This is a genomic window from Micrococcus sp. Mcc89, assembly GCF_024519795.1.
Classification (GTDB): Bacteria; Actinomycetota; Actinomycetes; order Actinomycetales; family Micrococcaceae; genus Micrococcus; species Micrococcus luteus.
In genome coordinates, this window is the sequence record NZ_JALJRI010000063.1 from 1 (window position 1) to 24,168 (window position 24,168).

Here is a 24,168-nt window from a genome sequence, read left to right on the forward strand (position 1 = left end):
GCTCCTCCGGCCTCGTTGGCACCGGCCCGAGTCAACAACGTCATGCCCTCCTACACCTAGGCCGCAGGCCGAGGGGCCGGCGTCAGTCCGCGGGATGATCCGGGACGGTCCTCAGGGCGCGAGGGAGGCGAGGACGTCGGCGGCCGGCGCCTCACGGACCCGGTGCGCCTCGGTGCCGGCCCACAGGTGGACGCGTTCGAGGTCGCCGACGGCCGCGGCGGCGGCGCGCAGCCCCTTCGTCAGGACGTTGACCTCGGGGTACGCGGCGGGGGCGTCCGGGTGCTCCGCCATGAACGCGGTGGCCAGCGACCGCGCCCACCGCCCCGTGTAGGCGCGGGTCAGGGCGGTGCGGGCCCGGCCGTCGTCGGCGGAGAAGCGTGTCCCGGCCGCACACGCCGCGACGGCGGCCCGGTGCGCCGCCGAGGTGCCTGCCTCCGGGGTGAGGAGGAACGCGGTGCCGGCCGCGACGACGTCCGCGCCGGCGGTGAGCAGGGCGCGCACGTCCTCGGCGGTGCCCACGCCGCCCGCGGCCACCACGGGTACGGCGCTCGCGGCCCCCGTCCCGACGACGTCGCGCACCGCCGCCAGCACCGTCGGCATCTCGGCGCGGGTCGGCTCCGCGGCCGGGTCCGACGTGCCCCGGTGCCCGCCGGCGCGGTGGCCCTGCACCACGAGGAACGCGGCCCCGTGGTCGAGGGCGGCCCGCGCCTCGGTCGCGTCCGTCACGGTGGCTCCGGCCGGGATGCCCGCGGCGGCCAGCCGGGCGAACACGTCGGCGGCCGGCAGGCCGAACGTGAAGGAGACCAGCGGCCACGCCTGCTCCTCGGCGGCGGTGAGCAGGGCGTCGAAGTCGGCCCGTTCGGCGTCCGGGTCCGGGACGACGTCCGCGGCGGTGGGCAGGCCGGCGGCGCCGTCGGCCGTCAGGCCCGCCCGGTACGCGGCGACGGCCGCCGTCCGCGCCGACCGTGCGGCCGCGGTGCGTGCGGCGGCGGGGATCGCCGTGTTCACCGCGTCCGGGACGAACAGGTTCACGCCCCAGCGGTCCGGCCCCTCCGCGCCCAGCAGCGCGCGCAGCGCGTCCACCTGCGCGCGCATCTGCACGGCCGTCCGCATGCCGCCGGCGAGGAACCCGCCGCCGCCGGCGCCCACGACGGCGGCCACCAGCTCCGGGGTCGAGGGGCCGCCGGCCATCGGGGCCACCGCCACGGGCACGGGCGGGATCAGGCGGGCGCGGGTGACGTCGGGGTGGGATGGCTGCGTCATGACCCCCAGAGTAAGGGGAGGGGTGTCGGCCCCACCCCGCGCCTACAGTGGGGCGCAGTACACGAGGAGAGGGGGTGCGCCGTGGAGGTGCTGCTCGCGCTCTCACCCATCCTGCTCACCCTCGTGCTGCTGCTCACCCGGCTGCCCGCGTGGGTGGCCCCGGCCGCCGGGACGGCCGTGGCCGTGCTGCTGGCCCTCACGGTCTTCGGCGTGGCCCCGGGCGACCTGGGCGGCGCGGTCGGCGCCGGCGTGCCCACGCTGCTCGAGATCCTGGCGATCATCGCCGGCGGTATCACCCTGTCCCGCGTCATGGAGTACTCGGGCGGGCACGCGCGCCTGGCCGCGTGGCTGTCGGCGGGCAACGGCCCCACGATCGCGACCGCGCTGCTCATGGTGCACGGCGTCATCCCGTTCCTCGAGACCGTGACCGGGTTCGGCGTCTCCCTGATCGTGGGTGTGCCGCTGCTGCTGGGTCTGGGCTACACGGCGTTCCGGTCCGCGCTGATCTCCGTCCTCGCGCTCACCATCGGGCCGTGGGGGTCCATGGCGCCGGGCACGCTCATGGGCGCCCGCCTGTTCGGCCTGGACTTCCGGGAGATCGGGGTCACCGCCGCGGTGTTCAACCTGCCGGCCTGCCTGGTGGCGGGCGTGGCCACGGTGCTGCTGCTGCGCGGGGCGCGCGGCATGCGAGTCGACGCCGGCCCGGCCCGGACACTGCCCTGGCTCGGCGTCGCCGTGCTCTCCGGGGTCGCCCAGTGGGCGCTGATCCTGGGGGCGAACCTCGTGGTCGGCACCGCGCCGGCGGGCGCCGTCGCCACGTTCGTGCTCACCGTGGCCTGGCTGCTCGTGATCCGCGGCGGCCGGCTGCTGCCCGGGCCGGGGCGGGACGTGGTGCCGTACCTGACGCTCATGGCGGGCACCGTGCTGGGCACCACCGTGAAGGGGGCGTTCGGGCTCGAGGGGCCGGCGGCCCTCGTGGGGACCCCGGCGCTGTGGGCGTTCGTGGCGGTGGGTGTGGGCGTGTGGCTCCTCCACCTCGACGCCGCCGCCCGCCGCCGCGTCCCCCGCGAGGCCGGGCAGCTGTGGGTGGGCACCGCCATCCCCAACGCGCTCTACGTGGCGTTCGGGCTCATCCTTTCCGCCGGCGGGGTCTCGCAGGCGCTCGCGGGCGCGCTCAGCGGGATGGGGGAGTCCTACCTGGTGGCGATGCCGTTCCTCGGCGCGTTCGCCGGCTTCATCACGGCCTCGAACACCGGGGCCATGGCCCTGATCGGCCCCCTGCAGATGGACACGGGCGCCGCCCTGGGCGTCCCCCCGCCCTGGTCCAACGGCCTGCACAACGCGGCCGCCGGCTGGGGCATCGTCGCCGGGCCCGCCCGCATCCAGGTGGCCCACGGCATGGCCGCGGGGGCGCAGTCGCCGCACATGCCCGGCTGGGCCGTGACGCGGCGGAACCTGTTCGTGGTGCTGCTGCCGGCCATGCTCGCCGGGATCCTCGGCATGGCCGTGATGGGCTGGTTCCTGCTGCCGCGGTGACGCGCGGGGGGTGGAGCGGGGCCCGGGTGGGGCGGCCCGGTTCCTTGGGCGGAAGCGGCAGGCCAGAGCGTTCCGTGGGCAGAAGTGCCCTTTCTTCTGCCCACGGAGGCGACGGGGTTGTGGGTTCTGCCCACGGAGGCGACGGGGTTGTGGGTTCTGCCCACGGAGGCGATGGGGTTGTGGGTTCTGCCCACGGAGGCGATGGGGTTGTGGGTTCTGCCCACGAAGGCGATGGGGTTGCGGGGTCTGCCCACGGAGGCGCCGGGACTGCGGTGGCCGGCCGGGCGGGGTGGCCAGCCGGATCCGCCCCGAGGCGGGGGCCGACGTCGACCTTCGGCGGACGCGCGGCGGCCTGTGCGCCGCCTAGGCTGGACGCCATGATCCGAGTAGTCGTGGCCGACGACCAGGCGTTGATGCGCACCGCCCTCGAGCACTTCGTGGCCCAGGCTGAGGACCTCGAGGTGGTCGGCTCCGCCGAGGACGGGGTCCAGGCCCTCGAGGCGGCCCGCACGCTGGCCCCCGACGTCGTGCTGATGGACATGCAGATGCCCCGCATGGACGGCGTCGAGGCCACCGCGCGCATCTCCGCCGAGGCCCCCGGCGTGCGCGTCCTGGCGATCACCACCTTCTCCTCCGAGCAGTACCTCGTGCCCGCCTTGCGCGCCGGCGCCGCCGGCTACCTCGTGAAGGACGCCCCGCCGGCCGAGGTGGTGGACGCCATCCGCCGCGTCCATGCCGGGGACGCCGTGTTCTCCGCCCGCGTGGCCGCGGACCTGGTGGAGGCCGTCACCGCGGCCCCCGAGCACACCGCCCCCTGCCCGGCCGAGCCCCTCGCCCCGCACGAGCGCCTCACCGAGCGCGAGCTGGACGTGGTCCGCGAGCTCGCCAAGGGCGCCTCCAACGCGGAGATCGCCGGCGCCCTGTTCCTCGCGGAGGCCACGGTGAAGTCCCACATCGGCAAGGTCCTGGACAAGTGGCAGGTCCGTGACCGCGTGCAGATCCTCATCCGCGCCGCCCGCGCGGGCCTCGTGGACATCGGATGAGCATCGCGGCGCCCGCCCCGGCTCGGACGACGACGGCGACGTCGCCCCCGCCCGCCGAGTCTCCCCTGGGCTCCCGCCTGCCGGCGATCCTGCGCACGGAACCCGTCTCCCGGCACACGCGGATCGTCCTCTACGTGATCGTCGGGCTCATGGTGCTGGGGGAGATCCTCACCCTGATGCTGGGGCCCACGGTGGCCGCCGGGCTGAGCGCCGACCCCGAACTCGCGGGCATCCTCGAGGAGGACGGCGGGCTGACGGGTGAGGGGCGGGAGCCGCTCCTGCGCTGGGTCCTGTTCCTGGCGAGCGTGCTGGTCACGCTGCTGTTCGGGTGGCAGCCCACCCTCGCGGCGGTGTTCGTGCTGCTCGGGTGCACGTTCGGTCTGGTGGGCCTCGTGGAGGCGGACCACGCGCACCTCACCCCGCAGGCGTTCAGTGGCGGGGTCGTCCTGGGCGCGGCCATGGTGACGCGGTACTCGCACCGGGTGTTCGTCTGGTTCGCCCTGGGCGCCCTCATCCTGCTCACCGTCGCGGGCGAGGTCCTCACCGACGGCACGTGGGCGGACGAGGACAGCCTCAAGGGCGTCATGGTCATCACGCTCATCGTCGCGCTGTGCGTGGCGGTGCCGGCCTTCATGATCCGCCGATCCCGGCATCGGGCCCGGGACCGCGAGGCGGCCCTGCGCCGGGCCGAGGAGGCCGCCGCCTGCGCCGCGGAGGCCGAGCGGCAGCGGATCGCGGCGGAGCTGCACGACGTCGTCGCGCACGGGCTCACCGTGATCTCGATGCAGGCCGCCATGCTGCCCACCCAGAGGGACCCGGACAAACGGGCCGCCGCGGAGAAGGCCATCGAGGAGGCCGCCCGGCAGTCCCTCGTGGACCTGCGCCGCATGCTCACCGCGCTGCGCGGCTCCTCCCGCAACGCGCAGACGGCGGAGGGGGACGCCGTCGTGGACCTGCCGGCCCGCCTCGACGAGTTCGAGGCCCAGCTGCACGCGGCCGGGTTCGCGGTCGAGCGCTCGCTGACCGAGCTGGACGAGCTGCCGCGCTCCCTGGAGCTGACCGTGCTGCGCGTGGTGCAGGAGTCGGTGACGAACATCCTCAAGCACGCCCCGCGCCGCGGCACGGTGCGCCTGACCTCGCAGCTCGAGGGCGCGGACCGCCTCGTGCTGTGCATCGCCAGCCCCATGGACGAGGGCGAGCCCCGCCGCGACCGCGTGGTGGTCGCGATGGCCAGCGGCTTCGGCCTGGCCGGCATGCGCGAGCGCGTGGCCGTGTTCGGCGGCACCCTCACGGCCGGCCCGCTGGGCGGCTGCTGGGTGGTCCGCGCCGAGCTGCCGCTGCGCTGAGCCGGGGCGGCAGCCGCGTCCTCCCGCGTCCTCCCGCGTCCGGGGGCGAAAGTGGGCGGTATCCGCGCGGGATACCGCCCACTTTCGCCCCCAAAGGGACGGGGTGGGGTGGCCGACGACGGCGGCCCTCAGCCCAGCGGGACCGTCAGCTTCTCGCCGGGGGACAGGGTGTGCTCGCGGCCGGCGATGATCATCGGCACGTCGTGCCACATGCCCTCGCCCGCGGCCACCGTCACCTCCCGCTGGGTCATCTGGATGACCACGGGCTGCTGGCGGAACCGGATGGTGAACCGGGCGCCGGGCAGCTGGGCGGGCATGCGGGGGTGCAGCCGGACGACGTCGTCGCGCGTCTCGAGGCCCGCGTAGCAGCGGATCACCGTGTCCACGGTGCCCGCCATCAGGCCCAGGTGGATGCCCTCCTTCGTGGTGCCGCCCTGCGTGTCCGAGAGGTCCGACTCGAGGGCCTCCGTGAACAGGTCCCAGGACCGGTCCGGGTCCGTGCGGGCCGACACCCACGCGTGCACCAGCCGGGAGAGCGTGGAGCCGTGCGTCGAGCGGGCCTCGTAGTACGTGACCATCCGCTCGAACGCCTCCTCGGGCAGCTCGTAGCCCATGCGGCGCAGGATCCGGTCCAGCTCCTCGGCGGAGAACAGGTATCCGAGCATGAGGGTGTCGGCCTGCTTGGAGAGCTTGTACCGGTTGGTGGCGTCGCCCTCGGCCTGCAGGATCAGGTCCATGCGGCCGATGTTCCCGTACTTGGCGCGGTAGGCCTCCCAGTCGAACTCGAGCAGGTCCTGGTAGCCCTCGAACTGGGCGAGGATGCCGGCCTCCTCGCCCTCCTCGAAGAACGGCACGGTCAGACGGGTGCTGACCTCCTCCCAGCGCTCGATCTCCTCCTCGGAGATCTCCATGAGCTCGGGCAGGCCGTCGTCGATCGTGTCCAGCCAGCGGACCAGGCGGGCGGTCTCCGCGAGCACCCACGAGGTCAGCACGTTCGTGTACGCGTTGTTGCGCAGGCCGGAGCCGGGGGTCTCGGGATAGCCGTCGTGGAACTCGTCCGGGCCCATGACGCCGTGGATCTCGTAGCGGTCCGTGACGGCGTTGTGCAGGGTCATGGACATGAAGAACCGGGAGATCTCCACGAGCATCTCCGCGCCGTAGTCCGAGATGAAGGACGTGTCCTTCGTGATCTCGATGTACCGCAGCACCGAGTAGGCGATGTCCAGGGAGACGTGCCGCTGGTTGTGGGAGTTGTCCGGCATCCACATGCGCGAGCGCGGGTTCCACAGCTCGGTGGGCGTCTCCTCGGAGCCGTCCGCCCCGGACTGCCACGGGTACATGGCACCGGCCCAGCCCTCGGCCTGGGCGTTGGCGCGGGCCTCGTTGAGACGCCGGTAGCGGTACATCAGCAGGCCCCGGGTGATCTCGGGGCGGCGCAGCGTGAGCATCGGGTAGACGTAGATCTCGTCCCAGAAGATGTGGCCGCGGTAGCCCTCGCCGTGCAGGCCGCGTGCCCCCACGGAGGCGTCCAGGTCCCGGCGGCGGCCGTAGGCCGTCTGGAGCACGTGGAACGTGTGCAGGTTCAGGGCGAGCTGCTGGCGCAGCGACGCGCCGTCCTTGCCCATCGGGACCGCGGACCCCACCGGGGCCGAGTGGCCGGCGTCGACGACGGGCGGCGCGTATTCGCCGCCGGCCTCCGCCGCCGTGGAGCGGCGCTGATGCCGGTACGGCTCAGCCAGGTCGATGCGCACGGAGAACCGGTCCCAGTTGGTGCCCCAGCGCTGCTCGTGCAGGGTCAGCAGGTTGCGGAAGTTCTGGGCGCGCTGGACGTCCTTCACCGCCGACTCCCACACGGAGGCGTTGGCGTGGTCGTGGCTCGTGGCGACGGCGGCGACCTTCTCCAGCACGAGCGGCACGCCCTCGTCCACGTGGAGGAGGATGTCCTGGCCGACCACCAGGTCCGAGCCGTCCACGGGGCGGCGGATGGGCTCGTGGTGGCCCACCGGCGCCACCTGGCGGGTGCGGGTGGCCACGGCCACGTGGATGCCGGACTGGTTGGTGGCGGTCTCGAGCAGGACGGTCTCGCCGTCGATCTCCCGGGCCTGGACCGGCTCGAGGTGCTGGTTGGCGAGGGTGCGGTCGTCGGAGACGTTGAGGTTGGCCACGCGGCCCTCGATCTTCGAGCGCACCGTGAGGTCCCCGGACCAGTTCTCCGCCACCACGGTCAGCTCGATCGCGGCGAGGTGCCGATTGGCCAGCGAGGTGAACTGTCGGGTGTGGACCGTGGTGCGCCGGCCCTGCTCGTCCTCGAAGGTCATGGTGCGGGAGAGCACGCCGCGGCGCAGGTCCATCTCCTGGCCGTACTCCACGAGGTTCTCCTCACCCGGCAGCAGCGGGCGGCCGTGGCGCGGGGTCACCACGAGCGGGGTCCAGTCCTGGATGTTGACCATGTGCTCGGTCTCCACGACCCGGCCCTGGACCATCGAGGTCAGCCGGTTGAACACCCCGGCCATGTAGGTGCCGGGGTAGTGGACGGAGGAGATGTGCGTGCCGGGCACAGCGCCGCGGGTGCCCCAGTACCCGTTGGCCAGGGTGCACAGCACCTCGCGCGTGCCCTCGGAGGCCGGGTCGAAGCGGTCCCAGCGCAGCACCCACGCGGGGTCGAACGGGGTGGTGGTGCGGTCCTCCAGATGCAGGGTCCCGTAGTCCTGGACCACCAGGTGGGCGCCGGCCGCCTTGAGTCGGCCCTTGCCGAGCTCGGGCTCGCGGTCCACGCCGATCACGAGGCCGAAGCGGCCGTCCGAGGCGGCCTTCACGCCGGAGACGGCGTCCTCGAGGACCATCGCGTCCGCGACGTCGACGCCCAGCTCGCGGGCGGCCTCCCAGAACATCGCCGGGTCCGGCTTGCCCGGCAGCCCGCGCTCGACGGCGGTGTTCCCGTCCACGATCACGGGGAAGAAGTCCAGCACGCCGCCGGCCGTGAGCACGGCGCGGGAGTTCTTGGAGCTGGTGACCAGTGCGACCGGCACACCCTTGGCCCGCAGCCGCTCGAGGAGGTCCTGGGCCTCCGGGAACACGCGGACGCCGTCGCGCTCGAGGACCTGCTCGAAGTAGCCCTGCTTGCGCTCGGCGAGGGCGAGGACCGTCAGCTCCGGGGCCGCGTCCGCCTCGGGGGCGTCGGCCTCCGGGACCTGCAGGCCGCGGGAGGCGAAGAACGTGCGGACCCCGTCCTCGCGGGGGCGCCCGTCCACGTGGTGCAGGTAGTCGGCGGCGGCGTCGAAGGGACGCAGCACGTCCGGGTCCGCGGCGACGACGGCGGCGTTGGCGGGCAGCGCGCCCACGGCGGGCAGCGCCCCGTCGAAGAGCTCCTTCCACGCCTGCGCGTGCACGCCGGCGGTGTCCGTGATGACCCCGTCCATGTCGAAGATGACGGCGCGGTAGCGGCGGAGCCGGTGGCGGCGGGCGTTCAGGTCCTGCGGAGCGGCGGGGGTGAGCGTCTGCGACATGGGAACCAGCCTACGGGCGGGGAAGTGGGGCCGCACGGGGAGTGCCGCGGCGATGTTCACCGCAGCGAGCGCGCCGTCGTTCCGGCCGACCGCACCGCAGCGACATCACAGCGGTTCTCAGCTGCGGTGATGTCGCTGCGGCGCGGTGGGTTCCGGGAATAGGGTCGTGCCGACGGGGCGGACGTGTGCCCCCGCGCGCCGGAAGCGTGGCCCGGGAACGAGCAGGACACACTCGGCGGAGATGGCCGGGGGGCGAAGGGCTCATGAACTGGATGATGAGCAAGTGATGGATGCGAAGCCGACGCGGTTGCGGAAGAAGGCGACGCGGGAGGAGATCCTGGCGAGTCTGCCGGTGCAGGCGCGGGTGCGTCCGGCGCGGTGGTTGCTCCTGTGGCTGATCGTCGTGGTGTGCATCGCGGTGTTCGTGTGGGTGATCTTCCGGCCGTCGGAGGATGTCTCGGCCGGGTTCGGGGTGTGGCGTGTGGCGTCGTTCATCGGGTTGGCGCTGGCGTTGGCGGTGCTTCCCGCCGCGACGATGGGTCTGTTCCGGCCTCGGCATGTCACGTTCGATGAGCGACGGGTGTGGACGCGGGACTGGTCCGTGGACTGGGCGGACGTGAAGGAAGTCCGTGCTGTGGCGCCAGAGTCGGAGCACACGATGAAGGTGGCGCTCAAGGTGGACGAGCGGCTGTGGAACGAGGGTGGTCTGCGCAAGGCCAACCGGTGGGACTCGGGACGGCCGTTGCAGGGTGGCGGGTTGACCCGTGCGCAACCGCTCGTGCTCACGCAACCCGCGCTCGCGCCGTCGGCTCTGACGCTGCTGCAGGTCTTCGTCGAGTTGAAGAAGCGGAACCGTCGGGCGGGGAGCCCGCGGTGACGCGCCCCGGCCCCCGTCACCGCCGGGTCAGCAGTGTGAGCACCTCCGCGTGCCGGGTCTGCGGGAACATGTCGAACAACTGCACCCGCGCCACCCGATAGCTCGGCATCCGGGCCAGGTCCTGTGCCAGCGTCGTCGGGTTGCAGCTCGAGTACAGCACGGTGGGCGCGCCCGAGTCCTCCAGCGCGTCGGCCAGCTCGGCGCCGATGCCCCGCCGCGGCGGATTCACGACGACGGCGTCCGGGCGGGGCCGCCGTTTCTTGAACGAAAGCGCCTCCGGAGCCCGCCGTTTCTCGAACGAAAGCGCGGAGGTGGCGTCGCCGGCGGAGAAGCGCGCCCGGTCGGCCAGGCCGAGCTCCGCGGCCGTCTCCCGGGCCGCGGCCACCGCCTCGGCGGAGGACTCCATGCCCCACACGTCGCGCACGCCGGCCCGGGCCAGGTGGAACGCGAACCCGCCCACCCCGCAGTACAGGTCCCACGCCGACGCCGGCACACCGCCCTCGGCGACCCACGCCGCCGCCGTCGCGTACAGCCCCTCGGTCACCGCGGTGTTCGTCTGGAAGAACCCCTGCGGGCGCAGCCGCAGGCCGATCCCGTTCAGTTCCATCCGCAGGGTCGGCCCGCCGGCGAGCACGATCTCCTCGTCGCCCTCGGGCAGGGCCACGTGCTCGGGCAGCAGGTTCGCGCTCACCACGGCGGCGGGTGTCCCGCGCGCCGCGAGGTCATCCAGCAGCCCCGGCACCGCCGCGCGCAGCGCGTCCAGCCGGTCGGCGGAGCGCAGCACGAACCGGACCATCGCCTCCCGGTCGGGGGAGAGCGTCACGATCACGTTCTTCAGCTCGCCCGTGCGGGCGGCGACGTCGTAGGGCTCCAGCCCGGCCGCCGTCACCGCCGCCGCGCACGCCTCGAACACGCCCTCCATGCCGGCCTCGTACAGGCCGCAGTCGCGCAGGTCCACGCCGGCGCCGTCGTGATGGCGGGGGTGCTGCCGCGGGTCCAGGATGCCCAGCCGCGGCGCCGCCGCCGACCCCGTGACCACGAGCTTCGCCTTGTTCCGGAACCCGGCCTCCGCGGAGGCGAACGGCTCGGCCACGACCGTGTCCGCATCGAGCGCGTCCGCCAGCGCGGCCAGGACCGCGGCCTGCTTGTCCGCGAGCTGCCGGGCGTACGGCACGCCCATCAGCGGGCAGGAACGGCACTCGCCGACATCGAAGTGGGGGCACTGCACGGGCGTCGCCTCAGCCCTTGAGGCTGACCCGCAGGCCGGGCCGGTCCAGGCGGATCGCGAGCTGCTCGAGGGCCAGCTCGGCGGCCGCGGCCAGGTCCGCGTCCACGTCCATCACCATGCCGGTGAGCACGGGCAGGGCGGACTCGAGGTCCTCGGGGCGGGCGAGGGCACCCAGTGCGGACGCGGCCGACGCGCGGACCTCCGGGTCCGGGTCGGCACAGCCGGCCCGCACCGCGTCCACGAGGGTGCGGTCGACGGCGGCATCGCGGCGCAGCGAGCCGGCGCGGGAGGCGAGCACGAGGTGGGCCGCCGAGCGGACGTCCGCCTCGGGGGCGGTGAGCGCCCCGGTCAGGGCGGGCAGCGCGCTGCGGTGCCACGCGTGCATCAGGGCCAGGGCGCCGGTCGCGGCGGGGCTGAGGTCGCCGTCGTCGCCGGTGAGGGCGCGGGCGGCGCCCGAGGTGACGTCATCGGGAGTGGCCGCGCCGGTCATCAGGCGCACCGCCAGCCCGGCGACGGCGGCCTCCCCGCGCTCGGCGACGGCGGCCTCGGTGCGGCGGCGCAGGCGGTCGTGCGGAGTCTGGGGCTCCGCGGGCAGGGGGAGACGGTCGAAGGCGGTCATGGGTCCATTGTCCCCCGTGCGCGGACCCGCCTGGGGCGCGGCCGGGAGGTTCCCCGCAGACTCCTGGACGGGGCGTGACCGGCCGCACAGGGCCCGGACTCGGGTGATACGTTCGACGGCATGAGACCCCCCGGAGCCCTCGCCCTCGAATTCCGGGCGGACAGCTTCGATCATCCCACCGGCCTGGTGGACGCCGGCACCGTCATCTCCTGGATCGAGAAGGCCGGCTACGCCGTCGCGGCGAGTTGGGCCGGGACGTTCGTGCGTGCCCGCTACATGGGGCACACCCAGTTCCGGCACCCCGTGCCGGTGGACCGCCGCGCTGTGGTGCAGGCGCGCGTGGTCCACACGGACGGCGCCGAGGTGCACGTCCAGACCCGCCTGCTGCTGCCGGAGATCCGCGACGACGACGGCGACCCCGTGGTCGCCACCTCGTCCCTCGTGGTCTACGCCGCGGAGGAGGGCGGGGTGCCCGTGACCGTGCCGGTCTGGGAGCCCTCGACCCCCGGCCAGATCGAGCGCGACGAACAGGCCCGCCGCTCCACCGTGGCCCGCCGCGCCGTCGAGCGCGGCATGGCCCGACTGCCGTTCCCCGCGCCCGGGGAGGCCCCCGAGGAGATGAGCACCCTCGCGTTCCTGGCCCCCAACGCGGAGGCCACCGTGGGCGGCACCATCAACGCGGGCGCGATCCTGCGCTGGGTGGACGAGGCGGCCGCCGTCTGCGCCGCCCGCTGGACCGGACATGAATCCGTGGTCGCGGTGTTCGGCGGCGGTGTGCGCTTCGTGCGGAACATCCACGTGGGCGACCTCGTGCGCGTGGAGGCCCTCCTGGTGAACACCACGGAGCGGTCCATGCATGTGGCGCTGCGCGTCTACGCGAGCCGACGCACCGGGGCGGAGTCCCGCCTGGTGGCGCACTCGATCGCCGTCATGGTGGACGTCTCCGCGGAGGACCAGGCCCAGCGGGTGCGGCAGTACATCCCCGAGAGCGAGAGCGCCCGGAGGCTGCAGGAGACGGCGATCGAACTCGTGCGCATGCGCTCCGAGGTGAGCGCGGCCTGGACCGAGATGCGCCGCTCGACCGATCCGCGCTGACGGGGCCCTGAGTAGACTGAGCGAATGCGTCGACCGTCCCTGCCGTCCCTGTCCCGCCTGCCGGTCCGTCGTCTCCTCCGGGGAGCGGCCGTGGCCGCGGGCGTCGGTCTCGTGGGACTGCCGCTGACGGTCGCCGCCGGGCTCACCGGCGTGGACATGGTCAAGCGCGGCGGCCGAGTGCGCCGACCCGCGCCGAACCCCGGCGTGTTTGACGCCCACGTGGAGGGCTCCGAGCTGCGCATCTTCACCTCGGGTGAGGACCTCTACAAGGAGATGATCGCCGCGATCGACGGAGCGCAGCGGATCATCAAGTTCGAGACCTTCATCTGGAAGGGCGACCCCACGGGCCAGCGGTTCATGGACGCCTTCAACCGGGCGGCCGCGCGCGGCGTGGAGGTCTACGTCTCCTACGACGGGTTCGGGAACCTCGTGGTCCCGCCCCGCTTCTACCGTCAGCTGGACCCGCGCATCCACGTGTTCCGGCTGCCGGCCTTCGCCCGCCCGATCTGGCGAGGCGTGGTCCGGCACAGCGGGTTCAACCACTCGAAGATCATGGTGGTGGACGACGAGGTCGGCTTCGCCGGCGGCTTCAACATCGGCGACGACTACGCCCGCCTGTGGCGGGACACCCACGTGCGTGAGCGCGGCCCGGCGGTGTGGGCGCTGGGCCAGTCGATCTCCATCAAGTGGAACGCCCACCACCGCGCGGGCGAGCAGATGTCCTGGCGCCCCCCGGACACGTGGGACCCGCGCGTCACCGTGGCCGCGAACCAGCCGCCGCTCCTGGTCTACCCGATCCGGCTGAGCTACCTCGACGCCATCCAGCGGGCGCAGCACCGCATCCTCATCAACACGCCGTACTTCATCCCGGACCAGCAGGTCCTCGAGGCGCTGCTGCACGCGGCCCGGCGCGGGGTGGACGTGCAGGTGATGGTGCCGGAGGACTCCAACCACATCGTGGCGGACTGGGCCTCGCGCGGCTTCTTCGGGAAGATGCTCGAGGCCGGCATCACGATCCTGCTGTACAGGGCCAGCATGATCCACGCGAAGACCGCCACCGTGGACGGCATCTGGTCCACCGTGGGCTCGGCCAACGTCGACCGCCTCTCCCTGGGCTTCAACTACGAGTCCAACGTGGTGGTCGTGGACCGCGACTTCGCCGCCCGGATGGAGGAGATCTTCGCTCTCGACGCCCAGCGGGCCGTCCGGATCGACACCCCGCGCTGGGAGGACCGTCACGGCCTCGCCCGCGTGGTCGAGGCCCTGCTGGTACCACTGCGTCCCCTGCTCTGAGGACCCCGGGCGCTGAGCCAGACGTTTCTGCAGTTCTGACGCCCGATCCGCAGCAGAAACGTCTGGCTCACGCCCCCGTCTGGCGTCGCTCAGTCCTCGTGCGGGTCCGCCAGCGGGTGGTTCGGCAGCCGGCTGTCCGGGGTGCGCCCGCGGCGTCCGACGACGACGGCTGCTGCCCGCGCCCTCCCGCGGCTGGGGCACAATGAACCCGGCCCACGTCGGCCCACCTCACTGCGGCCCACGCGGCCGTGCGCCCATCCCGACTCCCTGGGAGCCCCATGCTCTGGACCCTGCTCCGCCGTCACGGGCGGCGCTATCGCGGCGCCGTCGCGGCCGTCGTCGTGCTGCAGCTGATCAGCACGCTGGCCATGCTGTATCTGCCCAGCCTCAACGCCCGCATCATCGACGAGGGCGTGGCCCGCGGCGACACCGCCCGCATCTGGGACATCGGCCTCGTGATGCTCGGCGTCGCGCTGGTGCAGGTGGTCGCCGCGATCGCCGCCGTGTGGTTCGGCGCGAAGGCCTCGATGGGCGTCGGCCGGGACCTGCGCCGCGCCGTCTACACCCGCGTGGACGCGTTCTCCGCGGAGGAGCTCGGCCGCTTCGGCGCCGCGACCCTCATCACGCGCGGCACCAACGACGTCAACCAGGTGCAGATGCTCACCCTCATGGCCCTGAACTTCATGGTGGCCGTGCCGATCATGGCGGTCGGCGGCATCATCATGGCCATCCGCGAGGACCCGGGCCTGTCCTGGCTGGTGTGGGTCTCCGTGCCGGTGCTGCTGGTGATCGTGGCGTGGATCGTCGCGGGTCTCATGCCGCTGTTCCAGCGGATGCAGGACAACATCGACGACGTCAACGGCGTGATGCGCGAGCAGATCCAGGGCATCCGCGTGGTCCGCGCGTTCGTGCGCGAGCGCCACGAGGCGCGCCGGTTCACGGACGCCAACGCCGCCCTGACGGAGACGTCCGTGCGGATCGGCCGGCTGTTCGTGCTGCTCGGCCCGGTCATCACGATGATCCTCCACCTCGCCACCGCCGCCGTCCTGTGGTTCGGCGGCCAGCGCGTGGACGCGGGGCTCGTGCAGGTCGGCGCGCTCACCGCGTTCATGCAGTACCTGCTGCAGATCCTCATGGCGGTGATGATGGGCACCTTCATGATGATGATGCTCCCGCGCGCCGTGATCTCCGCGCGCCGCATCGGCGAGGTCCTGGACACCGTCCCCACGCTCGGCGAGCCGGCCCGCCCGGTGAGCCCCGCGCGTCGCGACGGCGCCGTGGAGCTGCGCCACGTCACCTTCCAGTACCCCGGCGCCGAGGCGCCGGTGCTCGACGACGTGAGCTTCGCCGTCGCCCCCGGCACCACGACGGCGATCATCGGCTCGACCGGCTCCGGCAAGTCCACGCTGATCAGTCTGCTGCCGCGGCTGTACGACGCGACGTCCGGCGAGGTGCTCGTGGACGGCGTGCCGGTGACCGACCTGGCCCGGGCCGAGCTGACCGAGGCCGTGGCCCTCGTGCCGCAGAAGCCGTACCTGTTCTCCGGCACCGTGCGGGAGAACATGCAGTTCGGGGCCCCGGACGCCTCGGACGAGCGCATCTGGGCGGCCCTCGAGACGGCCCAGGCCGCCGACTTCGTGCGCGCCCGCACCACCGGCAAGGGAGAGGCGGCGGCTTCCGGTCTGGACTCGCGGCTGTCTCAGGGCGGCACGGACGTCTCGGGCGGCCAGCGCCAGCGCCTGTCCATCGCGCGTGCCCTCGTGGCCGAGCCGCGGGTCCTCGTGTTCGACGACTCATTCTCCGCCCTGGACGTCACCACCGACGCGCGGCTGCGGGCGGCGCTCGACCGCGCGGCGGCCGGGGTGACCCGGATCGTCGTCGCCCAGCGGGTGGCCACCATCACCGACGCCGACCAGATCATCGTGCTGGACGAGGGCCGCGTGGTCGGCCGCGGCACCCACGCCGAGCTGCTGGCGGACAACCAGACCTACCGGGAGATCGTGGACTCCCAGCTGACCGCGGAGGACGTGGCATGAGCGAGCACCTGACGGACGAGGGGATCCTCGAGATCCAGGAGCAGGGCGCCACCGACGACTGGGGCGGCGGGCCGGCCCGCAAGGCCAAGGCGTTCTGGCCGTCCGCGAAGCGGCTCATGAGCCTGTTCCGCACGGAGAAGCTGGGGCTGGCCGTCGTCGCCGTCATGGTGCTGGTGGCCGTGGTGTTCAACGTGTGGGCGCCGCGCGTGCTCGGCCGGGCGATGGACGTGATCTTCGGCGGCGTGGTCTCCGCGCAGATGCCCGGCGGGCTGAGCCGCGAGCAGGTCATCGACGGGCTGCGCGCCCAGGGCGAGGACCAGGCCGCAGAGATGCTCTCCGGCATGGCGTTCACGCCGGGCGAGGGGATCGACTTCACCGAGCTGGGCCGGCTGATCCTCATCGTCCTGGGCATGTACCTGGTGGCGCAGACCTTCATGTGGCTGCAGGGCCGCGTGCTCAATGACATCGTCATGCGCATCGTCTTCCGCCTGCGCGAGGAGATCGAGGCCAAGATCAACCGGCTGCCGCTGAGTTACTTCGACCGCGGGCAGCGCGGCGACCTGCTCTCCCGCGCCACCAACGACGTGGACAACGTCCAGCAGGCCCTCCAGCAGGCGTTCGCCTCGCTCGTGTACTCGGTGCTGACCGTGATCGGCATCGTCGGCATGATGTTCTGGCTGTCCTGGCAGCTCGCGCTCATCGCCCTGGTCGCCCTGCCGGTGGCCGGTGTGGTGGTGGGCGTGATCGGCAAGAAGTCCCAGGCGCTCTTCTCCGCGCAGTGGCGGGAGACGGGCCGGCTCAACGGGCACATCGAGGAGTCGTTCACGGGGCACGAGCTGGTGACCGTGTTCGGCCGTCAGCGGGACATGGCCGCGCGCTTCGACGAGCGCAACGAGGAGCTGTACGAGGCCGCGTTCACGGCGCAGTTCTACTCGGGGATGATCATGCCGATCATGCAGTGGGTGAACTGGCTGGGCTACGTGGGCATCGCGGTGGTCGGCGGCCTGCGCGTGGCCAACGGGCAGATGACCCTCGGCGCCGTGACCGCGTTCATCCAGTACTCGCGCGAGTTCAACCAGCCGCTTGGGCAGATCGCCGGCATGTCCAACATGCTGATCTCCGGCGTGGCGTCGGCCGAGCGCATCTTCGAGCTCCTCGACGAGCCGGAGGAGACCCCCGACGGCACCCCCGCCCGCACCCCCGACGGCACTTTCGTTTGGGAAACGGCGCCCTCCGAGAGCGCTTTCGTTCGGGAAACGGCGCCCTCCGCCATCCCCGGGCCCGACGGCGTCGCCCACCTCCCGCGCCCGCTGCGCGGTCGCGTGGAGTTCGAGCATGTGCGCTTCTCCTACACGCCGGAGAAGCCGCTCATCACGGACCTGAACTTCGTGGCGGAGCCGGGGCAGACGGTCGCGATCGTCGGGCCGACCGGTGCCGGCAAGACCACCCTGGTCAACCTGATCATGCGGTTCTACGAGGTGGACGGCGGGCGGATCCTGCTGGACGGCGTGGACACCCGCACGGTCAGCCGCGGCGAGCTGCGCGCCGCCACCGGCATGGTGCTCCAGGACGCCGTGCTCTTCGGCGGGACCATCCGGGAGAACATCCGCTACGGCCGACTCGACGCCACGGACGAGGAGGTCGTCGCGGCGGCGAAGGCCACCTACGTGGACCGTTTCGTGCACACCCTGCCCGACGGCTACGACACCGTGATCGAGCAGGACGCCGCCAACGTGTCCGCGGGCGAGCGGCAGCTCATCACCATCGCCCGTGCGTTCCTGGCCCAGCCCTCGCTCCTGATCCTGGACGAGGCCACCTCCTCCGTGGACACCCGCACCGAGGTGCTGGTCCAGGGCGCGATGGCGGCGCTGCGCTCGGACCGCACGAGCTTCGTGATCGCCCACCGCCTCTCCACCATCCGGGACGCGGACGTCATCCTCGTGATGGAGGACGGCGACATCGTGGAGCAGGGCTCGCACGATCAGCTGCTGGCCGCTCGCGGCGCGTACTTCCGGCTGTACAGGAGCCAGTTCCAGGGCGGGGAACAGGCGGAGGAGCAGGACGACGACGGCGCGCCCGCCGCGCGCGAGGACGCCCGCTGAGGCCGGGGCTGGATGGCGCCGGCGCCCAGCCACTGGCCGCTGGCGTCGCTGCGACACGGGACCACCCGATGACCTTCTCGATCCAGGTGCCGGTGAGTTTCACGAGCCCGCACCTCTCCGGAGCCGGAGGTGTACGGGGCTAGGGCGCGCGGCGGTGACGGGAGTATCGAAACCCGATCGTCGGGCCACCCCTGCCGGTGTGGCCGCGCTCATTCGTCCCCTGAGATTGCGCATCCGTCACGCGCAGGACCCTCTTGACTCCCTGGTGGGGCACGTCTGTGGACCGACCGAGAATTCTCTGGACACAGGGCGAGCACCTTCATAGAGTGTGACGCAGATCACGACTGAGCGTGAACCATAAGGAGGAGCGACATGGGTATGAAGCAGCGGATTTCTAAGGTCGGTGCCGGCGTGGCCGTCGCTGGACCGTTGGCCGTCTCCGGTGCGGTGCCAGCGCAGGCGCTGACGGACTCCGGTCGGCAGGACTGCAGCGCAGGACTCCTCCTGTCGGGCACCTACGGCTACTGCTACTACCCGTACTGACTCGCCGGCACCGATGACTTCATTACGCATTCCTGCGACGGCCGCCCTGGTGGCGGCCGTCGCCCTGACCCTCACCGGCTGCGTCGGTCGGGAGTCTGCGGGCCTCGGCGGTTCATCCACGGTCGCCGCTCCCCCCACCGCGACGGCCGAGAAGACCTGGGACGCCTCGCAGTGGGTTCCCACCGAGAGGATCGAACCCCTCCTGACGACGGAGGCGGAGAAGGAGCGCGCCTACCGTGAGCAAGTCGCGCGGCACGCTCAGGGGGCGGGAATGCCCGCGCCGCCTCAGGTGGAGCGCTCCGGGTGGTACGCCACGTCCCTCGAGTCGGACCGCATGGTGTCCACATGCCTGGCCGAGGCCGGGTGGCCGAACTCGGTCGGTCCGACCGGGGGAATTCAGATCGACACCCCACCTGAGTCCCAGAGGTCTGCTTTCGAGGCGGCCTACGTGACCTGCTACGCACAGCACCCGGTGGATCCGAGCTACACCCAGGACTGGACCGATCCGCAGCTCCGCCTCGTCTATGACTACTGGGACCAATACCTCATCCCGTGTCTCGAGGCCTACGGCTACACGGTCGACACCTCCGCGCGCCCCTCCAAAGAGGCATTCGTCTCCGCGTTCTACACTCCAGGCCGCCACCAGTGGTGGCCCTTCGCGGACAGCATGAGGGGCGTGTCGGCAGAACGCCAGGCCGAGGTCGCGCAGACATGCCCGGAGCTTCCGCCGCAGGATGTCTTCTGGGGGTCATCCGGATGAATCGCCCCGCCCGCTGGGCCGCCCTCGTCCTTGCGCTCGTGGCCGTCGCCGCGCTCGCCTTCTGGGCCGGCCGGGTCACGCTCACCCCTCCGGCTCAGGCCGAGCAGCGTCCGGCCGCGAGCGCCCTCGTCACCGTCGCCGAGCAGGAGCTCGGCCGCGTCATCACCCTCGGCGTCTCCGTGTCGCGCGAGCAGACGCCGGCGGCGGTGAACGCGCTGACCGGCGTCGTCACCCGGGCCGGAGAGTCCGGCGAGGTGGCTGCCGGGGAGGTGCTGTACGCCGTCGCCCAGAAGCCCGTGCTCGTCCTCCAGGGCGAGCTTCCCCAGTGGCGCCCTCTCGGGGAGGGCACTTCCGGCGACGACGTCGCCGCGTTCCAGCGCATGCTCGCCGCCACCGGCGCGAAGGTGGAGGCCACCGGCACGTGGGACGAGGCCACCGCGGACGCCTGGGACGACTGGCTCACCGAACGCGGCTACCCCGCCGCGGACACCGTGGAGCTCGGCCAGCTCGTGGTCCTCGACGCCCTCCCCGCGCCCCTCAGCGTGGACGCGAAGACCACCGCCGTCGGCACCACCCTCGCCGGCGGCGAGAACGTGGTGGCCCGCCCCGGCGACCAACCGGACTTCGCCCTCGAGGTCAACCAGGAGCAGGCCGCCCTCATCCCGGCCGGCACCCAGGTCACCGTGCCCCACGGCGAACACGAATGGAAGGCCGTCGCCGGCGAGTCCACCTCCGACGAGCAGGGCCTGATCCGCATCACCCTCACCGCCCCGGACGGCGGCGTGGTCTGCGGCGAGGACTGCGACACCCTGCCCGCCGACGCCACCACCTCCCTGCTCTCCCAGGTCAGCGTGGTCCCGCCCGTCTCCGGGCCCGTGGTCCCCGTGTCCGCCCTGCGCACCCAGCCAGACGGCGCCGCGACGGTCACGGTGGTCCGGGACGGCGCCGCGGAGGACCGCACCGTCACCGTCCTCGGCTCCGCCGACGGCCTCGCCGTCGTGGACGGCGTGGACGCCGGCGAGCAGGTGCGCGTGCTGAACGGCACCCGATGACGGGGCCCGCCACCCCGGGCACGCCCGCCGCCCCCGTCGTCCCCGCCGCCCTCGCCGTCGAGGACCTGCGCTTCGCCTACACCCGCGCCGCCGAGGAGCTGTTCGACGGCCTCACCCACGCGTTCACGCCGGGCGCCGTCACCGCCCTCACCGGGCCCTCCGGGCGCGGCAAGTCCACCCTCCTGTACGTGCTCGGGCTCATGCTCACGCCCACCTCCGGAGTGGTGCGCCTCGGCGACGTCGACGCCTCCACCCGCCCGGACCGGGAACGCTCCCGCCTGCGCGCCACCTCCGTGGGATTCGTGTTCCAGGACTCGGAGCTGGACCCGTCCCGCCCCATCCTGGACTCCGTGGTGGAGCCCGGCCTCTACGCCGGGCTGGAGCGCCAGACGCTCGAGGACCGGGCACGGGCGCTGCTCGAGCGCTTCGGCCTCGCCCACCGCGCCGACCACCGGCCCGGGCAGGTCTCCGGCGGGCAGGCGCAGCGGGTGGCCGTGTGCCGCGCCCTCGTGAACGCGCCCGCCGTCGTCCTCGCGGACGAGCCCACGGGCAACCTCGACCCGGACAATGCCGGCCTCGTCATGGACGCCCTCGCCGATGCCGCCGCCGAGGGGCGCACCGTGGTGGTCGCCACCCACGACCCCGCCGTCGTCGCCCGCGCCGACGAGGTGGTTCGGCTGTGAACCGGGAGGACCGCCCATGAACCTGCGCACCCTGCTGCGTGAAGCCGTCACCGCCGCACGCACCTCTCCCGTGCCCTCCGCCCTCGTGCTGCTCGTGGTGGCCGCCATGTGCTTCGCCGCCGTGGCCACCGTGGGCAGGCAGGCCGCCACCGAGGCGGCCGTCGCCGCAGAGCTCTCCGGCCCCGGCGCCCGCGTGCTCACCGTCACCGACACCGGCGGCACCGGTTTCCTCACCGGCGCCACCGCGGCCACCCTCGCCGGACTCGACACCGCCGAGGCCGCCCTCGCCCGGGACTCGCCCATGGACGCCGTGAACACCGGGATCGGCCGGGGCGGCGCCCGCGTGGCCGTGACGAACGTGGTCGGCACCCTGGACCGTGGCATCGTGCTGACCCGCGGCCGCCTGCCCGCCCCCGGCGAGGTGGTGGTCCCCGAGGCCAAGCTCGCCGAGCTCGGCCTCGCCCAGCCCTCCGGAGCGATCGAGGCCACGGACGGCGGCCAGTGGGCCGTCGTCGGGGCGTTCCAGGCCCAGGACCCCTTCCAGGACCTCGACGGCTACGCCCTCACCGTCCCCGCCGCCCCGGACGCCCTCGTGATGCAGCAGGTCCGCGTCCTCGCCGCCGACACCGCCGGCACCCGCGCCATGCAGGAGGCCGCGCTCGCCGTGATCGACCCCGACCCGCGCGCCTCCTCCATCCAGACCGCCCGTGCCCTCTCCGCCGGCAACCAGGTGATCACCGGCGAGCTCGCCGGGCTCGGACGCTCCCTGCTGCTGCTGATCCTCGGAGCCGGCGCGTTCTTCGTGTCCATCGTGGTGCTCGCCGACGTCCTCATCCGCCGCCGCGACCTCGGCCGCCGCCGCACCCTCGGCATCGGCCGCGGAGACCTGATCCTGCTCGTGGCCGTGCGCACCGCCGTGCCTGCGCTGCTGGGCGCCGTGCTGGGCTCCGGAGCCGGGTACGCCGTCGTCGCCGGCCAGGGCGGGACGCTGGGGGTGGACTTCGTGGCGGCGGTGGCCGTGCTGGCCGCCCTCACCGCGCTGCTGGCCAGCCTCGCCCCGGCGGCGTTCGCCGCGTTCCGCGACCCCGTGCGGGTGATGCGGACGGCGTGAGGGGTGGCGGGCGGGCCCGCTCACCGGCGGGCACCCCGCCCGCGCACCGCTACCCTCGGGAGCATGCCCGCCTTACCCGCCGCGCCCCCGCCTGCCCTCACGCCGCTCCAGCGGCAGTCCGTCCTGCGCACCCTGCGCAGCCCTCGGCTGCTGGGCACCGAGGTGTTGGCCGCGGTCGTGGTGGCGCTCGCCCTGATCCCGGAGGCCATCGCGTTCTCGATCATCGCGGGCGTGGATCCGCGCGTCGGGCTGTTCGCGTCCTTCACCATGGCCGTCACCACCGCGATCGTGGGCGGCCGGCCCGCCATGATCTCCGCGGCCACGGGGGCGGTGGCGCTGGTCGTCGCACCGCTGTCCCACGCGTACGGGGTGGGGCACCTGCTTGCCGCGATCATCCTCGGCGGCGTCATCCAGATCCTGCTCGGCGTGTTCGGTGTGGCCCGGCTCATGCGGTTCGTCCCGCGCTCGGTGATGGTGGGGTTCGTCAACGCGTTGGCCATCCTCGTGTTCACCTCGCAGCTGCCCGAGCTGATCGGCGTCCCGTGGCTCGTGTACCCGCTCACGGCGTTGGCCCTGGCGATCGTGGTGCTGTTGCCGCGGCTCACCACGGCGGTGCCGGCGACGCTCGTGGCCGTCGTCGTGGTCACCGCCCTGGTGATGGCCGCCGGCCTGGCCGTGCCGCGCGTGGGGGACCGGGGCGCGCTGCCGGATGCGCTGCCCGTGCTCGGCCTGCCGGACGTCCCGCTGACGTGGGAGACCCTCCGGTTGATCCTGCCGTTCAGCGTCGGCATCGCGTTCGTGGGGTTGCTCGAGTCCCTGCTCACCGCGAAGCTCGTGGACGACATCACCGACACCCGCTCGGACAAGACGCGCGAGTCCTGGGGGCAGGGTGTCGCGAACGTGGTCTCGGGGTTGTTCGGCGGCATGGGCGGCTGCGCCGTGGTGGGGCAGACCATGATGAACGTCAAGGCGAACGGCGCCCGCACCCGGATCTCCACGTTCCTCGCGGGCGTGTTCCTGCTGGTGCTCGTGGTGGCCTTCGGCGGCTTCGTGGCGCAGATCCCCATGGCCGCGCTCGTGGGCGTGATGATGTTCGTGGCCGCCGCCACCTTCGATTGGCATTCGGTGCGCCCCGCCACCCTGCGCGCGATGCCGCGCTCGGAGACCGCCGTCATGGTCGTGACCGTGGCGGCCACGGTGCTCACTCACAACCTCGCGATCGGCGTGGGTGTGGGCGTGCTCGCTGCGCTGGTGCTCTTCGCTCAGCGCGTCTCGCGTCTGGTCACGGTGGTCCGCGAGGTCCACGACGACGGCGACGCCGTCACGTATCGCGTGCACGGCGCCCTGTTCTTCGCGTCCTCGAACGACCTCTACTCGCAGTTCGAGTACGCCCTCGACCCGCCGCGCGTCGTGATCGACATGAGTGCCGCGCACGTGTGGGACGCCTCCACTGTGGCCGCGCTCGACTCGGTGCTGACCAAGTACGCCCGGCACGGGATCCACGCCGAGGTGACGGGGCTGAACGAGGCCTCCGCGGCGATGCACGCGCGCCTCACCGGGCGACTCGGCGCCTGAGCCGGCGGGCTCAGGCGGTGACGAACTCCCACTGGTGCCCGTCCGGGTCGACGATCTCGCGGGAGTGCATGCCGGAGTCGGCCATCTCCTCGCGCAGGTCCTCGGGCAGGGGCACCTCGGCGGCGCCGAGCTCGATCGCCCGGTCCGCCAGGGCGTCCACCGCCGCGGCGTCGCCGACGGTCAGCGCCATGAGGGCGGAGTTGGTGGTGAGGCAGTCGGCGATCTCACGGTTGCCGATGAAGTCGGTGTAGTAGCCGGGGCTGAGGTACATCGCGTACGTCGACTCGGTGAGCTCGATGCACACCGAGTGCTCGTCCGAGTAGTCGTCCATTGCGGTGGCGCCCAGGGTCGTCCAGAACTCACGGATCCGCTCGGTGTCCGTCGTCGGGAGGTTGATGAACACCGGCTGGGAGAACAAGGCCATGGGGAGCACCGTAGACGAGGCGTTCGGCCCGCCGCCACCGCGCGCGTGTCGCGGGCGCGCGGGCGTGGCGTGGGCC

19 protein-coding genes are annotated in these 24,168 nt (G+C 73.1%); 14 read left to right on the top strand and 5 right to left on the bottom strand.

Annotation, left to right across the window (positions count from 1 at the left end; genetic code table 11):
* Positions 1-111 precede the first annotated feature (111 nt).
* Positions 112-1,263, bottom strand: a complete 1,152-nt coding sequence (locus tag NR072_RS06955) for a nitronate monooxygenase (RefSeq protein WP_144786612.1) — start codon at positions 1,261-1,263, stop codon at positions 112-114.
* Between the two features lie 81 nt (positions 1,264-1,344).
* On the opposite strand from NR072_RS06955, the gene NR072_RS06960 reads away from it, so the two are divergent.
* From NR072_RS06960 to NR072_RS06970, 3 genes are all read left to right on the top strand, one after another.
* Complete coding sequence (locus NR072_RS06960; RefSeq protein WP_256836635.1) at positions 1,345-2,799, top strand: L-lactate permease; 1,455 nt, start codon at positions 1,345-1,347, stop codon at positions 2,797-2,799.
* Between the two features lie 377 nt (positions 2,800-3,176).
* The gene (locus NR072_RS06965) at positions 3,177-3,842 is read left to right on the top strand and encodes a response regulator transcription factor (protein ID WP_036316202.1); all 666 of its coding nucleotides are present in this window, start codon (positions 3,177-3,179) and stop codon (positions 3,840-3,842) included.
* The gene (locus NR072_RS06970) at positions 3,839-5,188 is read left to right on the top strand and encodes a sensor histidine kinase (RefSeq protein ID WP_051995287.1); all 1,350 of its coding nucleotides are present in this window, start codon (positions 3,839-3,841) and stop codon (positions 5,186-5,188) included. Before NR072_RS06965 ends, NR072_RS06970 begins: the two co-directional genes overlap by 4 nt.
* Positions 5,189-5,316: 128 nt before the next feature.
* On the opposite strand, the gene NR072_RS06975 is transcribed toward NR072_RS06970, so the two are convergent.
* Positions 5,317-8,694, bottom strand: a complete 3,378-nt coding sequence (locus tag NR072_RS06975) for a beta-phosphoglucomutase family hydrolase (protein ID WP_256836638.1) — start codon at positions 8,692-8,694, stop codon at positions 5,317-5,319.
* 286 nt (positions 8,695-8,980) lie between these two features.
* On the opposite strand from NR072_RS06975, the gene NR072_RS06980 reads away from it, so the two are divergent.
* On the top strand, positions 8,981-9,571 hold the full coding sequence (locus NR072_RS06980) for a hypothetical protein (RefSeq protein WP_163721669.1): 591 nt from the start codon (positions 8,981-8,983) through the stop codon (positions 9,569-9,571).
* A gap of 16 nt (positions 9,572-9,587) precedes the next feature.
* Here the strand turns inward: NR072_RS06980 and rlmC are convergent, their stop codons facing one another.
* Together rlmC and NR072_RS06990 are read right to left on the bottom strand one after the other, a co-directional pair.
* On the bottom strand, positions 9,588-10,799 hold the full coding sequence (gene rlmC / locus NR072_RS06985) for a 23S rRNA (uracil(747)-C(5))-methyltransferase RlmC (RefSeq protein ID WP_163721660.1): 1,212 nt from the start codon (positions 10,797-10,799) through the stop codon (positions 9,588-9,590).
* A gap of 10 nt (positions 10,800-10,809) precedes the next feature.
* Complete coding sequence (locus tag NR072_RS06990; RefSeq protein WP_256836639.1) at positions 10,810-11,418, bottom strand: HEAT repeat domain-containing protein; 609 nt, start codon at positions 11,416-11,418, stop codon at positions 10,810-10,812.
* Positions 11,419-11,538: 120 nt separating this feature from the next.
* Here NR072_RS06990 and NR072_RS06995 point away from each other — a divergent pair, with 120 nt between their 5' ends.
* The 10 genes from NR072_RS06995 to NR072_RS07040 all read left to right on the top strand — a co-directional run bounded on the left by NR072_RS06995 (position 11,539) and on the right by NR072_RS07040 (position 23,668).
* Complete coding sequence (locus NR072_RS06995; RefSeq protein ID WP_036316197.1) at positions 11,539-12,513, top strand: acyl-CoA thioesterase; 975 nt, start codon at positions 11,539-11,541, stop codon at positions 12,511-12,513.
* Between the two features lie 24 nt (positions 12,514-12,537).
* The gene (locus tag NR072_RS07000) at positions 12,538-13,806 is read left to right on the top strand and encodes a phosphatidylserine/phosphatidylglycerophosphate/cardiolipin synthase family protein (RefSeq protein WP_036316196.1); all 1,269 of its coding nucleotides are present in this window, start codon (positions 12,538-12,540) and stop codon (positions 13,804-13,806) included.
* Between the two features lie 278 nt (positions 13,807-14,084).
* Positions 14,085-15,842: an ABC transporter ATP-binding protein gene (locus NR072_RS07005; protein WP_206450577.1), complete on the top strand. Its 1,758-nt coding sequence runs from the start codon at positions 14,085-14,087 to the stop codon at positions 15,840-15,842.
* The gene (locus tag NR072_RS07010) at positions 15,839-17,944 is read left to right on the top strand and encodes an ABC transporter ATP-binding protein (protein WP_306230894.1); all 2,106 of its coding nucleotides are present in this window, start codon (positions 15,839-15,841) and stop codon (positions 17,942-17,944) included. Before NR072_RS07005 ends, NR072_RS07010 begins: the two co-directional genes overlap by 4 nt.
* Before the next feature lie 372 nt (positions 17,945-18,316).
* Positions 18,317-18,487 carry a hypothetical protein gene (locus tag NR072_RS07015; protein ID WP_020621742.1) on the top strand — a complete coding sequence of 57 codons (171 nt, stop codon included), beginning with the start codon at positions 18,317-18,319 and terminating at the stop codon, positions 18,485-18,487.
* A 49-nt stretch (positions 18,488-18,536) separates the two neighbouring features.
* Complete coding sequence (locus NR072_RS07020; RefSeq protein WP_020621741.1) at positions 18,537-19,247, top strand: hypothetical protein; 711 nt, start codon at positions 18,537-18,539, stop codon at positions 19,245-19,247.
* Positions 19,244-20,299: a hypothetical protein gene (locus NR072_RS07025; protein ID WP_020621740.1), complete on the top strand. Its 1,056-nt coding sequence runs from the start codon at positions 19,244-19,246 to the stop codon at positions 20,297-20,299. Before NR072_RS07020 ends, NR072_RS07025 begins: the two co-directional genes overlap by 4 nt.
* Positions 20,296-20,982: an ABC transporter ATP-binding protein gene (locus NR072_RS07030; RefSeq protein ID WP_069941561.1), complete on the top strand. Its 687-nt coding sequence runs from the start codon at positions 20,296-20,298 to the stop codon at positions 20,980-20,982. The genes NR072_RS07025 and NR072_RS07030 overlap by 4 nt, the downstream gene beginning before the upstream one ends.
* A gap of 16 nt (positions 20,983-20,998) precedes the next feature.
* Positions 20,999-22,093, top strand: a complete 1,095-nt coding sequence (locus NR072_RS07035; RefSeq protein WP_049147055.1) for a hypothetical protein — start codon at positions 20,999-21,001, stop codon at positions 22,091-22,093.
* A 63-nt stretch (positions 22,094-22,156) separates the two neighbouring features.
* The gene (locus NR072_RS07040) at positions 22,157-23,668 is read left to right on the top strand and encodes a SulP family inorganic anion transporter (RefSeq protein WP_020621737.1); all 1,512 of its coding nucleotides are present in this window, start codon (positions 22,157-22,159) and stop codon (positions 23,666-23,668) included.
* 10 nt (positions 23,669-23,678) lie between these two features.
* Here the strand turns inward: NR072_RS07040 and NR072_RS07045 are convergent, their stop codons facing one another.
* Positions 23,679-24,092 carry a VOC family protein gene (locus NR072_RS07045; protein WP_020621736.1) on the bottom strand — a complete coding sequence of 138 codons (414 nt, stop codon included), beginning with the start codon at positions 24,090-24,092 and terminating at the stop codon, positions 23,679-23,681.
* Between the last annotated feature and the right edge of the window lie 76 nt (positions 24,093-24,168).

Coding starts and splice junctions, on each gene's coding strand:
- NR072_RS06955 (WP_144786612.1), bottom strand. CDS start 1,263: ATGACGCAGCCATCCCACCCCGACGTCACCCGCGCCCGCCTGATCCCG.
- NR072_RS06965 (WP_036316202.1), top strand. CDS start 3,177: ATGATCCGAGTAGTCGTGGCCGACGACCAGGCGTTGATGCGCACCGCC.
- NR072_RS06970 (WP_051995287.1), top strand. CDS start 3,839: ATGAGCATCGCGGCGCCCGCCCCGGCTCGGACGACGACGGCGACGTCG.
- NR072_RS06975 (WP_256836638.1), bottom strand. CDS start 8,694: ATGTCGCAGACGCTCACCCCCGCCGCTCCGCAGGACCTGAACGCCCGC.
- NR072_RS06980 (WP_163721669.1), top strand. CDS start 8,981: ATGGATGCGAAGCCGACGCGGTTGCGGAAGAAGGCGACGCGGGAGGAG.
- NR072_RS06990 (WP_256836639.1), bottom strand. CDS start 11,418: ATGACCGCCTTCGACCGTCTCCCCCTGCCCGCGGAGCCCCAGACTCCG.
- NR072_RS06995 (WP_036316197.1), top strand. CDS start 11,539: ATGAGACCCCCCGGAGCCCTCGCCCTCGAATTCCGGGCGGACAGCTTC.
- NR072_RS07000 (WP_036316196.1), top strand. CDS start 12,538: ATGCGTCGACCGTCCCTGCCGTCCCTGTCCCGCCTGCCGGTCCGTCGT.
- NR072_RS07005 (WP_206450577.1), top strand. CDS start 14,085: ATGCTCTGGACCCTGCTCCGCCGTCACGGGCGGCGCTATCGCGGCGCC.
- NR072_RS07010 (WP_306230894.1), top strand. CDS start 15,839: ATGAGCGAGCACCTGACGGACGAGGGGATCCTCGAGATCCAGGAGCAG.
- NR072_RS07015 (WP_020621742.1), top strand. CDS start 18,317: ATGGGTATGAAGCAGCGGATTTCTAAGGTCGGTGCCGGCGTGGCCGTC.
- NR072_RS07025 (WP_020621740.1), top strand. CDS start 19,244: ATGAATCGCCCCGCCCGCTGGGCCGCCCTCGTCCTTGCGCTCGTGGCC.
- NR072_RS07030 (WP_069941561.1), top strand. CDS start 20,296: ATGACGGGGCCCGCCACCCCGGGCACGCCCGCCGCCCCCGTCGTCCCC.
- NR072_RS07035 (WP_049147055.1), top strand. CDS start 20,999: ATGAACCTGCGCACCCTGCTGCGTGAAGCCGTCACCGCCGCACGCACC.
- NR072_RS07040 (WP_020621737.1), top strand. CDS start 22,157: ATGCCCGCCTTACCCGCCGCGCCCCCGCCTGCCCTCACGCCGCTCCAG.
- NR072_RS07045 (WP_020621736.1), bottom strand. CDS start 24,092: ATGGCCTTGTTCTCCCAGCCGGTGTTCATCAACCTCCCGACGACGGAC.